Annotated in this window: 18 protein-coding genes; 4 read left to right on the top strand and 14 right to left on the bottom strand. The window is 64.9% G+C overall.

All coding sequences use genetic code 11. The features are described 5' to 3' along the window. Positions 1-39 precede the first annotated feature (39 nt). The 7 genes from tssG to OHZ10_RS02165 all read right to left on the bottom strand — a co-directional run bounded on the left by tssG (position 40) and on the right by OHZ10_RS02165 (position 6,844). Positions 40-1,140 (bottom strand): type VI secretion system baseplate subunit TssG, encoded by a 1,101-nt coding sequence (gene tssG, locus OHZ10_RS02195; RefSeq protein WP_174993773.1) that lies wholly within the window; start codon positions 1,138-1,140, stop codon positions 40-42. Then, complete coding sequence (gene tssF / locus OHZ10_RS02190; protein ID WP_059236455.1) at positions 1,104-2,939, bottom strand: type VI secretion system baseplate subunit TssF; 1,836 nt, start codon at positions 2,937-2,939, stop codon at positions 1,104-1,106. The genes tssG and tssF overlap by 37 nt, the downstream gene beginning before the upstream one ends. Positions 2,940-3,015: 76 nt before the next feature. Further along, positions 3,016-3,501 (bottom strand): type VI secretion system baseplate subunit TssE, encoded by a 486-nt coding sequence (gene tssE, locus OHZ10_RS02185; protein ID WP_021161818.1) that lies wholly within the window; start codon positions 3,499-3,501, stop codon positions 3,016-3,018. A gap of 62 nt (positions 3,502-3,563) precedes the next feature. Beyond that, on the bottom strand, positions 3,564-4,067 hold the full coding sequence (locus OHZ10_RS02180; RefSeq protein WP_006477093.1) for an Hcp family type VI secretion system effector: 504 nt from the start codon (positions 4,065-4,067) through the stop codon (positions 3,564-3,566). A 70-nt stretch (positions 4,068-4,137) separates the two neighbouring features. Further along, entirely contained in the window at positions 4,138-5,628 is a 1,491-nt protein-coding gene (tssC, locus tag OHZ10_RS02175) for a type VI secretion system contractile sheath large subunit (RefSeq protein ID WP_059236457.1), read from the bottom strand. 15 nt (positions 5,629-5,643) lie between these two features. Further along, positions 5,644-6,159 carry a type VI secretion system contractile sheath small subunit gene (gene tssB, locus OHZ10_RS02170; protein WP_342703497.1) on the bottom strand — a complete coding sequence of 172 codons (516 nt, stop codon included), beginning with the start codon at positions 6,157-6,159 and terminating at the stop codon, positions 5,644-5,646. 55 nt (positions 6,160-6,214) lie between these two features. Beyond that, positions 6,215-6,844: a tetratricopeptide repeat protein gene (locus tag OHZ10_RS02165; protein ID WP_059236460.1), complete on the bottom strand. Its 630-nt coding sequence runs from the start codon at positions 6,842-6,844 to the stop codon at positions 6,215-6,217. A 372-nt stretch (positions 6,845-7,216) separates the two neighbouring features. Here OHZ10_RS02165 and tssJ point away from each other — a divergent pair, with 372 nt between their 5' ends. From tssJ to icmH, 3 genes are all read left to right on the top strand, one after another. Then, the gene (gene tssJ, locus OHZ10_RS02160; protein ID WP_059236462.1) at positions 7,217-7,828 is read left to right on the top strand and encodes a type VI secretion system lipoprotein TssJ; all 612 of its coding nucleotides are present in this window, start codon (positions 7,217-7,219) and stop codon (positions 7,826-7,828) included. A gap of 102 nt (positions 7,829-7,930) precedes the next feature. Continuing rightward, positions 7,931-9,277, top strand: a complete 1,347-nt coding sequence (gene tssK / locus OHZ10_RS02155) for a type VI secretion system baseplate subunit TssK (protein ID WP_059236465.1) — start codon at positions 7,931-7,933, stop codon at positions 9,275-9,277. Next, complete coding sequence (gene icmH, locus OHZ10_RS02150) at positions 9,274-10,056, top strand: type IVB secretion system protein IcmH/DotU (RefSeq protein WP_059236467.1); 783 nt, start codon at positions 9,274-9,276, stop codon at positions 10,054-10,056. The genes tssK and icmH overlap by 4 nt, the downstream gene beginning before the upstream one ends. Positions 10,057-10,137: 81 nt before the next feature. Here icmH and OHZ10_RS02145 read toward each other — a convergent pair whose 3' ends face one another. The 5 genes from OHZ10_RS02145 to OHZ10_RS02125 all read right to left on the bottom strand — a co-directional run bounded on the left by OHZ10_RS02145 (position 10,138) and on the right by OHZ10_RS02125 (position 12,275). After that, on the bottom strand, positions 10,138-10,521 hold the full coding sequence (locus tag OHZ10_RS02145) for an immunity protein Imm33 domain-containing protein (RefSeq protein WP_233464301.1): 384 nt from the start codon (positions 10,519-10,521) through the stop codon (positions 10,138-10,140). Further along, a complete protein-coding gene (locus tag OHZ10_RS02140) occupies positions 10,503-10,907 on the bottom strand; it encodes an Imm1 family immunity protein (RefSeq protein ID WP_342703494.1) in 405 nt (134 codons plus the stop codon). Before OHZ10_RS02140 ends, OHZ10_RS02145 begins: the two co-directional genes overlap by 19 nt. After that, entirely contained in the window at positions 10,889-11,419 is a 531-nt protein-coding gene (locus OHZ10_RS02135) for a DUF4265 domain-containing protein (RefSeq protein ID WP_342703493.1), read from the bottom strand. Before OHZ10_RS02135 ends, OHZ10_RS02140 begins: the two co-directional genes overlap by 19 nt. A gap of 52 nt (positions 11,420-11,471) precedes the next feature. After that, a complete protein-coding gene (locus OHZ10_RS02130) occupies positions 11,472-11,789 on the bottom strand; it encodes a DUF7716 domain-containing protein (RefSeq protein WP_342703491.1) in 318 nt (105 codons plus the stop codon). 105 nt (positions 11,790-11,894) lie between these two features. Then, positions 11,895-12,275 carry an Imm10 family immunity protein gene (locus OHZ10_RS02125; RefSeq protein ID WP_342703489.1) on the bottom strand — a complete coding sequence of 127 codons (381 nt, stop codon included), beginning with the start codon at positions 12,273-12,275 and terminating at the stop codon, positions 11,895-11,897. 238 nt (positions 12,276-12,513) lie between these two features. On the opposite strand from OHZ10_RS02125, the gene OHZ10_RS02120 reads away from it, so the two are divergent. Further along, complete coding sequence (locus tag OHZ10_RS02120; RefSeq protein WP_059236476.1) at positions 12,514-13,314, top strand: transporter substrate-binding domain-containing protein; 801 nt, start codon at positions 12,514-12,516, stop codon at positions 13,312-13,314. A gap of 64 nt (positions 13,315-13,378) precedes the next feature. Here OHZ10_RS02120 and OHZ10_RS02115 read toward each other — a convergent pair whose 3' ends face one another. Together OHZ10_RS02115 and OHZ10_RS02110 are read right to left on the bottom strand one after the other, a co-directional pair. Continuing rightward, the gene (locus tag OHZ10_RS02115; protein WP_059236932.1) at positions 13,379-13,582 is read right to left on the bottom strand and encodes a hypothetical protein; all 204 of its coding nucleotides are present in this window, start codon (positions 13,580-13,582) and stop codon (positions 13,379-13,381) included. 317 nt (positions 13,583-13,899) lie between these two features. Continuing rightward, positions 13,900-14,442: a hypothetical protein gene (locus OHZ10_RS02110; RefSeq protein WP_059236934.1), complete on the bottom strand. Its 543-nt coding sequence runs from the start codon at positions 14,440-14,442 to the stop codon at positions 13,900-13,902. Between the last annotated feature and the right edge of the window lie 295 nt (positions 14,443-14,737).

The raw sequence follows: 14,737 nt of genomic DNA, 5'->3' as shown, positions 1-14,737 counted from the left end.
CGATCTCAGGTTCGATTGCGTGTTTGTTGTCGTTCGGAATCAGTGAATCACGTGCAGCTCGTAGCGGGCGTCCGAGCGGTCCTCGACCGTGTCGCGCGTGCAGAGGAACGCGTCCCAGCCGAGCCGCGAGCCCGCGCCGAGCACGCTCGCGCCGACCTCGGTGCGCTTCAGCACGAGCTTCACCTCGTACTCGAGCGTCACGCCGGCGAGCAGCGTCAGCATCCGCTCGAGCGCGACGGCCTGCGCGCCGCCGGGCAGGAATGCCTCGTAGTCGCGCTTGGACAGCGGGCCGACGACGAGCCGCGCGCGCATGTCGCGCTGCCACACGCGCTCGCCGACGAGCGCCGTTGCGCCGAGCACCGCGTTGACTTCGCCTAGCACGCTCAACTGATCGGGCGGCACGTCGTACCACTTGCCGACGAACTGGTCGATCTTCACCGGTACGCGGAAGTAATCGGACAGCGTGCGTTGCAGGTACGCGGCCGACATCGGCCGGTGCCGCGCGGCCAGCGCATAGCCGGCCACGGCTTCGTCAAGCACGCCGCCCACGCCGGCCGCGAGGCTGTCGCGCACTTCGTCGCTCGGCACGCCCGCGATCGCGAGCAGCAGCGGCAGGTAGCGCTCGTCGCGGTCGAGCTCGTAATGGAACGGCAGCCGGTATTTCTTCCACGCCGCATAGAACAGCGCGGTCGCGCGGTTCGAGAACACGTCGAAGAACGCGCGAGCCGCGTGGTCGCGCCGCAGGTGCTCGCGCGCGACGATCTGCTCGGTGTAGTGCAGCGGCAGCGCGCCCTGCCCGCCGAGCAGCCCGAAGAACGCGGGCGTCAGCTCGACGTGGCCGAGTTCGCCGGCCGCGAGCGCGGCGCCGCGCTGCTCGCCCGAATCGAGCAGCGTGCCGTCATCGTCGAACGAACGCGCGCCCTCGATCTCGCTCGGCGGAAAGCCGAGCGACAGCGTGTTGCGGAATTCGATGCGCTGCGCGACGACGTCGCCCTGCCGCCACGCGCCGGGCGCATCCGACGCCTGCCGCGCGAATAGCCCTTCGAGCACGCGCACCGCCTGGAAGAACTCGAAGCGGTGCGGCTCGTCGAGCAGCGCGTCGACTACGCCAGGATCGATTCGCCGGTCCGGGGCTTGCATCGGATGATCTCCTCGCCGGTGCGCTTCGACACGACGACTAGTTGAACGAAACTGTTGAGGTGGACGTACAGCCCGAAGAAGCTGTCGAGCACGCGCACGAATGATGCGAGGCTCGCGCCAACGAAATGCTCCTCGTCGATCGTCAGCCGGATCTCGATGCCGCGCACGAAGGTCGCGAACGGCTTGCCGGGCAGCCATTGCACGGCGCCGCGCTGCTCGACGCCGGCGAGGCCGTCGATCTGGCGCATCGACACGGCCGTGCGGCGCAGGTCATACAGCGTCAGCATTTCCTTCAGCGGTGCGAGGCCATGCGCGACGAGCGACACGTGGTTGAGCGCGAGATGCGACACGAGCCGCCAGTGCGCGGCGCGGCCGCGCTCGAAGCGCACGCTCTGCGTCGGGCGGCGCAGCAGCGAAATGCCGCTCGTCTGCGCCCCGCCCTCCTGGAACAGGTCGCCGCCTTCGAGGCCGAATGCCAGCATCGCCGGCAGGTCGCGGTTCGTACAGGTGAGGTCGAGGCTCAGCGTGTCGGTTTGCGGCGACGTCGGCTCGAAATCGATGTCGACGATCGAGATCTCGGTTTCGTAGCCGGGGCTCTTCTGCGCGACCCAGTCGTTGCGCCGCGCGAACCAGTAGTGGCCGATCCGCGCCGCTTCGCCGTGATGCAGCGAATAGAACGGCCGGAACTCGATCACCGATTCCTCATGCGCCTGCTGCCGGACGAGCTTCACCGAGTCGATCGAGTACACCTCGTACGCGAACGCGCGGCGCGCCTCGGCGATCACCGGATAGGACACCGCACGGTGCGTGATGCGAATCGGCTCGCCGTGCTGGCGGAACAGGTTGACGATCGGCGTGCAGAACAGCCGGAAATGGCTCGCCGTCAGCAGCTCGAGCAGGCGCGCGACGTGCGAATCGTTGCGCACGTCCTGCAGCACGAGATGCAGCGTCGCACGCTGGCAGCGGCCCGACGCGCGCGCGATCGCCGCGAGGTCGAAATCGACGAAATCGAACTTGTCGGGGAACGCGAAATATTCGGTGAGCAGGCGGTATGCGGGATGCGATTTCGCCGGATAGTCGATCAGCGCGTCGTCCTCGCTGAAGCCGGCCTGCGCGATCGGCAGCTTGCGCAGCGCGGTCCAGCGGCCGTTGCGCTCGGGCTCGACATACGCGCCGAGCACGTTGACGAACAGGCAATCGGTCAGCGCGGCGACGAACGACTGCTCGCCATGCAGGTGCGCGCGCAGCGTCGACAGCTTCAGCGCGCCGAGATCGAGCTGCGCGGCCAGCGATTCGAACGTGATCGAGATCACGCCCGTCGCGTTCGACGGCAGCACCGTCGCGCTCGGCGCGAGCGCGACCGGCGTGTAGCGGGCTTCCGAGATGCGGATCGGCGCGAGCGTCACGTCGTAGGCGGTGCGGAACCGGCACTGCACGCCGCGGATCGGGCGGCTCTTCAGCTCGGTGCCGCGGTCGATCACGACCGGTTCGGTCTGCTGGCCGGGCGACGCCGGCGTGAACTGCGCGATCGAGCACGACGGGAACGGCCGCAGGTAGTGCGGATACAGCACTTCCAGCAGCGCTTCCGTGAATTCGGGATAGTCGTCGTCGAGCTTCTTGTTGATGCGCGCGCCGAGCAGCGCGAACGACTCGATCATCCGCTCGACGTGCGGATCCTCGCAATGCTCGCCCGACAGCGCGAGCCGTGCCGCGATTTTCGGATAGCGTTCGGCGAAATCTCGCGAATAGCGCCGCAAAAACGATAATTCGCGCTCGTAATACGGCAGCAATTCTTCCATCGACGACCCCGAACCTCAATATTTCCTGCCGGACCTGATCTACCACCGGGCGGTCCGGCCCGCTCGGCGGCTTGATTTACTGCATTCTCGCGGCGCGTGCGCGCGTGACCGAATACTGCAGCGTCGACGGCTGCAGCATCGCGTCGAAACTCACCGGCTCCTCGGCCGGGTGCACGACGAGCAGCGCCTGGATCGCGAAATAGAGCGCGTTGGTGGCCTGCTCGTTCAGCTCGAACGTCACCTGCACCTGCTGCAGGCGCGGCTCGTGGCGCGCGATGGCCTGCTGGATCGACTTGCAGATGAACGCGCGGTCGTAGTGACTCGCGAGGCTCAGCCCTGCGAAATCGTTCAGCCCGTAGGTCAGCACCGATTTCTGGCATTCGGGCAGCGTCGCCAGTTCGTTCTCGGTGTGCGCGATACGGGTGTTGAGGATCGCCTCGACGTCGCGGGCGACCGTGTTCTTGAGCTCGTCCAGCGACAATTGCCGCATCGCTGCCGAGGCCGGCAGATGCGGTTCGTCGTCGAACAGCTTGTCGAGAAAACTGGGTTCGAATCGTTTCATCGGCCGGTGTGCACAGCGAAAACGGCAACGGGACGCAACGCGCCCCGTTGCCGCAACCGACCTTAGACCGCGTAGGTCTTGTCGTTCTTCGTCAGGCTCCAGGCGCCTTGCGTGTTACCGCCCTGGTTGCCGCCGATCTTCTGCTGGGTTTGCTTCCACTGCACGGCTGCGTACTTCAGCGAGAACGTCTCGAGCGGCAGACCTTCCTCGCGAACGCTCGGGGCGATGCTCGAGATGATCACGTACTTGAGCTTGACTTCCAGATACTGCACGCGCTTGCCTTCACCGTCTGCGCGCGAGAAATGGACCGTCACTTCATCGAACGTGGTACCGCCCGAAGCGTGCTGGTACAGCAGCGGGCTCGACGAATCGATTTCCTTCGTGAAGATCATGTCGCCGTGTTCGCAACGCGTCATCGTGTGACCGCCAGCGGTCGATGCGGTTGCCGAACGCGGCTGAACGATCGAGTGATCCCACGATTTCAGTTCGATCCAGCCCTGATGGTCTTTGTCCGCGGATTCGCCCTTCACCGCCGGACTACCAAACTGCAAGTGCATATGTAACATGGCCCTTCGACTCCCCAAAGAGGTGGTTTTAACGTCCTACCCAGGCGGCCCGCCCGGGCGATTTACTCGCTTATGAATTTGCCGGTTTGGGCAGATCAGCGACAAGTCGCAGAGAAATCGAGAGTTCGTCGAGCTGAAAGTGCGGGCGCAGGAACGCGACCGAACGATACGAGCCCGGCTTGCCCGGAATCTCCGACACTTGTATGGATGCCTCACGCAGCGGGAATTGCGCTTTCTGTTCCTGCGAGGCGTTGTCGTCGAGCAGGACGTATTGCGAAATCCACCGGTTGAGGAAAGTCTCCACGTTCTGCGCCGATGCGAAGCTGCCGATCTTGTCCCGCATCATCGCCTTCAGGTAGTGCGCCACGCGCGATACCGAGAAGATGTACTGAAGCTGGGCGGACAGGACGGCGTTCGCATTCGCGCTGTCGGTGCTGTATTTTTTGGGTTTCTGCACCGACTGCGCAGCGAAGAACGCGGCGTAATCTGAATTCTTGCAATGGACGAGCGGGATGAAGCCGAGGTCGCTCAGCTCCTTCTCGCGGCGATCGGTGATCGCGATTTCGGTCGGGCACTTCAGCGCGACTTCACCGTCGTCGGTCTTGAACGTGTGGGTCGGCAGGTCTTCGACCAGGCCGCCGCCTTCGACGCCGCGGATCGCCGCGCACCAGCCGAAGTCGTCGAACGCGGCCGTCAGGCGTGCCGCGAATGCCCACGACGCGTTGCACCACAGGTACTTGTCGTGGTCGGTGCCGTCGACGTCCTCGACGAAATTGAAGTTCTCCGCGGTCTGGCCGTCCTTCGGATTGAACGGCAGGCGGCCGAGGAAGCGCGGCAGCGTCAGGCCGACGTAGCGCGAATCTTCGGCGTCGCGGAACGACTTCCACTTCGCATATTCGACGGTATCGAACACCTTGCCGAGGTCGCGCGGCTTGCCGAGGTCGGAGAACGACTCGAGGCCGAGCAGCTCCGGCGACGCCGATGCGATGAACGGCGCATGCGCGGCCGCCGCGACGTGCGACATCTGCTCGATGAAGTACATGTCTTCCGGCTGGCGCGAGATCTCGTAATCGCCGATCAGCGCACCGAACGGCGAGCCGCCGAACGTGCCGAATTCTTCTTCATAGACCTTCTTGAACAGCGCGCTCTGGTCGAACTCGCTCGCACCCTTGAAATCGCGCACGAGGTCGCGCTTCGGTGCGTGCAGCGCCTTGATCTTGATCGTCTGGCCCGTATTGCTTTCCTTGACCAGATAGTCCATCCCGCGCCACGTGCTCTCGAGGCGCTGGAATTCCGGCGCGTGCATCACGGCGGAAAGCTGCGTGGAGATCAGGCGGTCGAGTTCCGCGACGCGCGCATCGATCGTGGCCGACAGGTTGTCCGACACGATCACCGTGCCGTCGAGCACCTGGTGCACGAGTTCGCCGATCAGGTCCTTCGCACGCGCATGCTCGGAATCGGATTTCGCGACCTTGCTCTTCTCGACGATGTCGTCGAGCAGCGAGGTCCCGGCGGCGTATTCCGCGCCGCTCGCTTGGGCCGCAGCCGTTTGCTGGTTCATCTCAATACTCCGTCGTCATTCGCCGTCTTGGTCGCTGCCCGTGCCCTTCGCGAGCTCCTGCAGCTGCTGCGTGTTCTTCAGCACCTCGGACAGCAGATCCTCGAGCTTGTCGTTGCCGGCGAGCTTGTTGCGCAGGTCGGCGAGCTTCGAGCGCGCCTCGAGCAGGCGGCGCAGCGGCTCGACCTGTTCGACGACTTCGTCCGGGCTGAAATCCGACAGCGAGCGGAACTTCAGGTCGACGGCGAACTTGCCGCCTTCCGGGCTCAGGCGGTTTTCCACCTGGAACGCGGCACGCGGCTCGATCGCCTTCATCACGTCGTCGAAGTTGTCGCGGTCGATGTTGACGAACTTGCGGTCGCGCAGCTTCGGCTGCTCGATTTCGGACTGGCCCGCCAGGTCGCCAACGACCCCGACGACGAACGGCAGTTCCTTCACCTCGATCGCATCGCCCTTCTCGACCTCGTAGGTCAGCTGGACGCGCGGCGGCCGTATTTTCTGCAAGCTTTTCTGAATGCTTTCTTTCTTGGCCATCTCGACGGCTCCCAGGTTAGTTGTGGTTATCGCGTCAGTTGCGGGTCAGGTGCGGTCAGTTGCGCAGTGCCCCGAACGGATCAGCGCCGCCCTTTTGCGCCGCGGGCGGCGTCGGCGTGGTGGTTGCGGCCGCCTCGGCTGCCGCGGCCCCTGCCGCGACCTTCGGACGATGCACCGGACGGCGGGTGTACTTCTTCGGCTGCACCTTCGTTTCCGGCGGGAACAGCGCCGATTCGCCCAGCGTGTCGCGCAACTGCTTCGCGAGCGCCTGTGCATCGGACTTCGCGTCGCCCGCGAGCGACGAATCCTGGCGCAGTTCGCCAAGCGACTGCGTCGCGATCCGCAGGCCGGCAACGGCCAGCACGCTCTTCGCCTGACGATCGGTCGCGTCGCGCTGCAGCGCTTCCTGGGCGGCCACGATCGCCTGGCCGTAGTGGTTCTGTGCGAACTGGATTTGCGCGATGCGCGACCACGGTTCCTCGCGCGTCGGATCCGACTTCGCGAGTTGCTGATACAGGCCGAGGGCCTTGTCCTGGTCACCCGCCTTCGCGACTGCGTCTGCATCGGCCAGCGACTTGTTGAAGACTTCCGCAGTCGGCGGCGCGGGAGGCTGGCTCGCACAGCCGGCGATCACGCCGCAAGCCACCACTACCCCAGACAGTTTTGCGAAGAGACGGTCTTTCATCGTTATATCCACCGGCGCGTGAGTTTTAAATCGTTGAGAATCTGGTTCTTTTGCTTTGCTAGAAGCGCGCGGGTATAGTACCGATCAATTTTTCATAATTCAATCGTCGTGTGAAGAGTAATTCCTTTTAAATCCGTGCGCTACCCCCTCGAATGGCCTCTCGCTACAGGCTCGCAGCGGTTTTTCTCACGGCTGGAATGCGCAAGTTTTACTGATCGCACGACGCCCCGCCCGGACGGCGGAAAAAATTTCCGGACGCCTGCCACGAAGCAGGCGTGCTTAATAGTTGAACAGTGCAAAGTCGGGGATACGCAGCGAACGCGGAATACCCGGCAGTTTTGACAGGGATAAAGGCGGCACGCCGGAAACACGATGAGATCGTCCATGATTCGCTACGCGCTGCCGCTGGTTGCGTGCGCCCTTCTGGCCGGATGCGCGGCCGCTCCGCTGCTCGGCTCGGCCGCGAGCGCCGTGATGTCCGCGGCCGGCATCGGCAAGCCCGAGTTGCCGGACGCGCAGAAGCCGCCGCGCAATCTCGGGCTCACGCTGGCCGCCGCGCCGAACCTGAATGCCGCGACCGACAACAAGCCGCTCGCGCTCGTTGTCCGGCTCTATGCGCTGAAAGACCCGACCTCGTTCCAGCAGGCGCCGTTCGACGCTTTTACCGATCCGGCCAAAGAAAAGGCCGCACTCGGCGCCGACCTGCTGAATGTGCGTGAAATCACGCTGATTCCCGGCCAGCGCTATACCGCAACCGAGAAGGTTTCGCGCGAAGCGCAGGCATTCGGGATCGTCGCGCTGTTCCGCGATCCCGCACTGCAACGATGGAAACTGACGTTCGATCCGGTGAAGTCGGAGAAATCCGGCATAATCATCGGCCTGCATAATTGCGCGATGACGGTCACCGACGGCACGGTCATCGCACCGCAACAGGGTGCGCCTTCGCAACCGCTGAATTTGCTTTCTTCGGTGTCCTGCGGTTAAACATGACGCACGAATGTCAATTAACAAGAGTTAACAATTGGCGATTTAATTCGGGCACGAACAAATCGATTACATCGCAACGCGACATTAACCGGATTTGACATGAGTTATTCGGCCAAGGTGCTGTGGGGGGAAGGGCTGTTCCTCCGGCCTCAACACTTTCAGCGGCAGGACGCGTACCACGAGGCGCGCCTGTTCGAGTCCATCCAGGCGATCCAGCCGTACAACTGGGGCGTGCGCTCGGTGCGCATCGACCGCGACGCGCTCGGCAGCAACGTGCTGCGGGTCGCCGAACTCGCGCTCGTGTTCCCGGACGGCGCACTGTATGCCGCGCCGCAGGCCGACGACCTGCCGCCGCCGATCGCGCTGGACACGTTGCCCGAGGGCATCAACGAATTCGTGTTCTATCTCGCGCTGCACCCGCTGCGCGAGAACGGCACCAACTACAGCGACGATCCGGCCGCCGGCTTCATGACGCGTTTCGCCAGCGAGCAGACGAGCGTCGCCGACAACTTCACCGACGCCGCCGAAGCCGACATCACGTTCCTGAAGACGCAGGTCAAGCTGATCGCGCACAGCGAACCGCGCGACCAGTTGCTGTCGGTACCGCTCGTGCGCGTGCGCCGCACCGCGACGTCCGGTTTCGAGATCGACGACAGCTTCGTGCCGCCGTGCCTCGCGATCGACGCATCGCCGATCCTGCACCAGCGGCTGCGCCAGCTGATCGACGCACTGCAGGCGAAGGTGAACGCGCTGTACGGCTTCCACCGCGAGCCGTCGAAGAACATCATCGAGTTCCGCTCGGGCGACATCGCGTCGTTCTGGCTGCTGCACACCGCGAATGCCGCGTTCGCGACGCTCGCGCACCTGCACCAGCACGCCGCGCTGCATCCGGAGCGGCTGTTCCAGGAACTGCTGCGCCTTGCCGGCCAGTTGATGACCTTCTCGAAGGGTTATGCGCTCGCCGACCTGCCCGTGTACCGCCACGACGATCCGGGCCCGAGCTTTGCGCGTCTCGACCTGATGCTGCGCGAACTGCTCGACACCGTGATCTCGACGCGCTACTTCGCGATCACGCTCGACGAGGTGCGTCCGTCGTTCCACCTCGGCCGCCTCGATTCCGGCAAGATCGACGACAAGACCGAGTTCTACCTGGCCGTGTCGGCAGACATGCCGAGCGTCGAGCTCGTCGATGCGGTGCCGGCCCGCTTCAAGGTCGGCGCGCCCGACGACGTCGACAAGCTCGTGCTGTCGGCCATGCCCGGCGTGCGGCTGTCGTACACGCCGCAGGTACCGCCCGCGATTCCCGTGCGGCCCGGCGCGTGCTACTTCGCGCTCGATTCGCGCAGCCCGCTGTACGAGCGCATGCTGCAGGCCCAGTCCGCGATGATCTACGCGCCGACTGGCATCAATGACCTGAAGTTCGAACTGATCGCGGTCACATCATGAGCTACGCGCCTTCCCTGTTCGGCGACAACGCGCCGCCCCCCCTGCATACCCCGGCGTCGACGGACTCCGCGTTCCAGGCCCGCTCGCTGCTCGACCTGCTGTACGACGGTTTCTTCATGCTGTTCCTGCTCAAGAACGGGCGGGAGCCGGACAGCGCCAGCGAATTCAGCACGCGGATCCAGGAATTCCTGTCGGATTTCGAACGCGGCGCGAAGAAGCTGAATATCGCCGCCGAGGATGTCTACAGCGCGAAGTTCGCGTTTTGCGCGGCCATCGACGAAATGGTGCTGTCGTCGCAGTTCAAGATCCGGACCGAATGGGAACGCCGGCCGCTGCAGCTCGTGCTGTTCGGCGAGCAGCTCGCGGGCGAGAAGTTCTACCAGTATCTCGAGGAGGGGCGTGCGCAAGGCGCGGCGCGGCTGCAGTCGCTCGAGGTGTTTCACATGTGCCTGCTGCTCGGGTTCCAGGGCAAGTATCTGCTCGAAGGGCCGGAGAAGCTCGCGTATCTGACGGCCCGGCTCGGCGACGAGATCGCGCACATGAAGGGCAAGCGCGCGCCGTTCGCGCCCCACTGGCCGCTGCCGGATCAGATCGCGCACCGGTTGAAGCGCGAGGTGCCGGTCTGGGCGATCGGGACCGTGTTCGCGCTGGTTGCGCTGCTCGGTTTTCTCGGGCTCAACACGTACCTGAAGGACAAGACGCTGCAGGCGCTTGCCCCTTATTCGCAGGTCATCAAGGTCGGGCCGGAATCGGCCAATCTGACGATTTCGCTGCCGTAAGAAGCGCGCGTCGTTCTAACGCTGCTTCATGGAAAAAGGACCGCCGGGCGGTCCTTTTTTATTGGCGCACGTTTCAATACGTCACTCGATCCAGACGTCTTCATAACCCGCATCGTCGATGATGAAACGCGTACCGGCCGGCAACCGCAGATACGGCAGAACCAACGGCAGGTAAGTCGACAGATGCGCGGCATGCAGCGGTTGATAAAAATCGACGGCGTCGGCGTATTCGCCGCAATGGAAGAACCAGCTGACGTTCTCGCCCTCGGACAGCGAGATGCGCGTGCCGTAGACAGGCATGCGCCCGAGCGTCGATATCGCGACAGCGACCCGGTCTTCAGGCTCGACGGCATGCAGGCCATATCGCGCGCAAATGGCTTCCTGTTGCGCACGCAGCGTCGCGGGATCGTCTGCCATGTTCATTTCCCTTCCTGTCATGCGGCGAGTCAACCGGTTTGCCAGCATAGCCGTGGATCGGCTCCGCCGGTCGACACGAAATAGACGGCAGCCTGCGTCGCCGTCGCGCGATCGACGCACTGCTGCGCCGGATAGCCGCCTCGCTGGCCACCCGTGACGAGTTCGATCGTTTCGTCGGCCGGCGCTTCCGGCGTTGCCAGGTTCAGCAGGACGGCATCGATCTCCGATGCGATGAAGACGACATACCGGCCGTCGTTGCCGCCGCCGATCGTCATGACCGTTGCGTCGCTCGCATCGAAAACGAGTGTCGAGCGATCGATGCCATTCAGTCTTTTGACGGCCGCGATCACTTGCGCGGTGTCGTCACATGGCGCTTCGGTCACGTGCGAACGGCTGCCGACGGTGGTTTCCTCGATCACTTTCGTGGTTCGCATTCGCGCCACCAGTCGAGCAGCGTTTCATCGTCCGGATCTTCGAAATTCCGGTAGATGTTCGCGTAGTACCACGCGATCCCGGTGCGTGCGGTAAAGCCGTCGAACACGGCACGAATCCGCTCGCCGCCCACCCTCGCCGGCACGGATAGCGCCAGCGAACCGCCGTGGCGGCCATCGAGCGCTCCGCCCAGCGCGCTCCCGACCTCACGTTCGAGCCGGTCGATTTCATGGGCCGGAATCACGTCGCCGTAGATCTGGATACAGTAGTTTCCGCCGCGCCGGAGTACGGCCGCCGGGCGATCGGGGTCGTCGATGCGAATGACGTCACCCCGTGCGAGATTCAGCGTCAGGCCCGGCGACGCCAGCAGCGCGTAAACGCCCGGCTCGACCTCGCAAGCCGGAAGCGCCTCGTGGACCGGCCCATCGTCGGAATGGCCGGCATAGACGTGGATCTCGTCGAAATCGCGATCGCGCAACGCTTCGGCGAGCGGTGTCAGATTCACGTCGTGCATCGCCCCCTCTCGATTGAACATGGCATGCCGCCGGCGAGCGGCCGGCATCGCGTCAGAACAGAATGAATGCGTCGTTTTCGATGTAGAACACGAACGCATCGAACAGCTGGGCCATGCTCGGCTCGTCGATCTGGTCATGCGCGTTGATCACGATGTCCTCGATCGTCGCGCCGCCCAGCGTGACCCGCCAGCCGGGTTGCCGGGCGATGGCGGGCACCGCGGCGTCTGCGTCGCCGTCGGTGTCGTCGGAGAATGCGCCCTCCGTATCGAGCGTCCACGGCATCGGCGGCAGGTAAAGCCACCCGGAGAAATCGCCGGGGCGTTCGAGAATATGGTGCAGCGGCACTGCGGTCGTGGAATCGAGCGACATGGGTATTGCGGTGGTATCCGGATTGATTGCGTTGCATCGGCCGCGAGACTTCCGCGGCAGGCCGTGATTATGCCAATTCCTCGCCCGCCCGCCTCCCGGCACACGTCAGTCGATGCGCAGCCTCGCCGGAGTCCCCGCGAAAACCGCCGCCAGCCCCTGCTTCACGCGCTCCAGGTCGCCGGTCGCGCGCACCACGATCGTGACCAGCCCCAGCCCTTGCGCCCATCCCGCATCCGGCGCCAGCTCGATATTCAGCATTTCGCCGCGCAGCGATACGGATTCGACACCGCCATAGCCCGCGACACCGTTCTCGCACACTTCCATGTAGTACGTGTCGAGGCCGAGCGCCTGGTCCTGTTCGTCGTCTTCGGTTCCACGCTGCAGAATCACGTAGTTCGCCGGCGGATCGCGATCCGCGAGACCGACGACGTGCACGCCGTCCTCGAACGCGTAGGTCGCGACGTCGGCGAAAAACCTGAAATCCATGGCGGTCTGCTCCTGGCCTGACGGCTTCGACGCCGCCCGGTGGACGGCTTTCATCAGATTATTCCGCATGCGCCGGCACGTCACCGGTTTCCGGTGAAATCGATTGCAATCAGGGCCAATTCGACTTTCGGCGCAGCGCGGTTGCGAGTAGTGTCTACGTGCCCGTATTCCGGCCACCCCCGGGGTTCGACCGATACCCGGCGCTCATCACGACGACACTGAACACTGGAGATCTGCGATGAAACGTTCGAAGTTCCTGCTGTCGGGCCTGCTGCTCGCGTCGGCCCTCGGCTTCACGGCCGTCGCCGCGCACGCGGACGACCTGCTCGATTCCGTGAAAAAAGCCGGCGTGCTGCGCGTCGGCCTCGAAGGCACGTATCCGCCGTTCAACTCGCGCGGCACGTCCGGCCAGCTCGAGGGTTTCGACGTCGACGTCGCGAATGCGGTCGCCGGCAAGCTCGGCGTGAAGACGCAGTTCATCCCGACCGAATGGAGCGGCATCATCGCCGGCTTGCAGGCCGGCAAGTTCGACGTGATCGTCAACCAGGTCACGATCACGCCGCAGCGCAAGGAAGCGCTCGACTTCAGCGAGCCGTACACGTACTCGGCCGCGCAGCTGATCCAGCGCAAGGACGACACGCGCAACTTCAAGTCGCTCGACGACTTCAAGGGCAAGAAGCTCGGCGTGACGCTCGGCACCAACTACGACCAGATGGCGCGCACCGTGCCGGGCATCGAGGTGCAGACGTATCCGGGCGCGCCGGAGAAGCTGCGCGACCTCGCCGCGGGCCGGATCGAGGCGACGCTCGACGACCGCCTGATGCTGCCGTACATGATCAAGACGTCGAACCTGCCGCTGCGCGCCGGTGCGGTGCTGAACGGCGGCAAGCAGGAAATGGCGATCCCGTTCCGCAAGGGCAACCCGAAGTTCGAGAAGGCGATCAACGATGCGCTCGATTCGCTGCGCAAGGACGGCTCGTTGAAGAAAATCTCGATGCACTGGTTCGGCAGCGACGTGACGGTGCCGGTCGCGCAGTAAGCGGCCCGGTCTGCCGTTACGACGCGTCACGCCCTTCGTGTCGACGAAGGCGTGACGCGCCGCCTCAGGCCGCTTCGTCGAAGCGCGCCAGCAGCATCTCGCCGATCGGCGTCAGCGCCGGGCGCGCGGCCACCGCATTCATGCGCGACTGCGACGCGTCGACCAGCCGCTTCTCGACCAGCACGGCGAAAGCCGGATTCGATTGATCGACACTGTCCGGCGCACGCGCAATGCGCAACAGCATCGAGAATTCATGCGGGCTCAGCATGGTCCCTGTCTCCTGATCGTCCGCGATCCGGTTCGAACCGGCGTCGATCGTGTTTTCGAATGAAATGGCGCGATGCATGACCGCTGCGCCGCCGGGAGCGAGATCCCGGTTGCCTTGCCCGCGACGCGGGCACGTCGTCGAAAGCAGGTTGCGCGCGGCCCCGATCCTGCGATGCCGCCGCGATGGGAACGTGCAACCTTAGGGGCGCCTCGTGACGCGGCCGTGACAGCAAAACAGGGGCAAACCGACGTGCGCGATACGCCGTTGTCATCCTATGTGGCTCCGATCGACGCCGGGCTGCATCGCGCTCGCCTGCGTCATCGCGGGTCGACCGAATACGGAAAGCCGCCGTCCCCCGATCCGCTCGCGTGACGCATGCAGCGCACGACCACGTTCACCGCACGCCCGAGCGTCATCCCGACGAGCACGCCCCATACCGCGAACGACAGCATCACGAAGCCGCTCGTGGCCGCCCACGGCGCGCGCGCGGCGACCGCGTAATGCATGCAGGTTTCGGCGACGAAGGTCAGCATCAGCGTGACGAGCAGGCTCGCGTCGCCCGGCAGGCGCACGCGCAGGCCGGACGGTACCGCACGGTACGCGAGCCGCCACCGGCTCGCGTGCAGCCAGCCCAGCGACGCGCCGCCCAGGACGGCCGCGAGCGCAATCGCGTTCGCGTCGATGCCGGCATGCGGGAAAAGCCCGTTCAGGCTGACGATGCCGAGCATCCCGAACGCGACCGGCGAGATCAACGGCCGCGCGGCCGGCACCTCGCGCGGGAAACAGCGCTTGATGCCGATATAGAGCAGCACGCAGAACATCACGTACACGTAAGACTTCAGGTGAAGGAGCGCGGACATGGTCGAGGTCGCCTGATCGGAGTGGACACGGCGACACCGTACTGCGCGGTTGCGCCATACGGCACGGCTTGCGACGAGCGGCCGGAATTCGCGGACGAGTGGCACATCGCGGCGATGGCCGTGCGCCGCATCCGGCACGACGCGAAGCCGGCGCCGCCCGGTGTCCTTCCGCCCCCCGTTCCACTACACTCGTGACGGAAGCCGGCCGTCCGTCGTCCGCCAAAGCGCTTCGTCGAAGCCGCGCGCCGTTCGTCGCAACGCGCGTGCCGCCGGCCGATCCGGCGCTAAGGTCACG

Source organism: Burkholderia arboris, from assembly GCF_038723655.1.
GTDB classification, from domain to species: domain Bacteria; phylum Pseudomonadota; class Gammaproteobacteria; order Burkholderiales; family Burkholderiaceae; genus Burkholderia; species Burkholderia arboris.
This window is presented reverse-complemented; position numbering and strand designations above follow the sequence as displayed.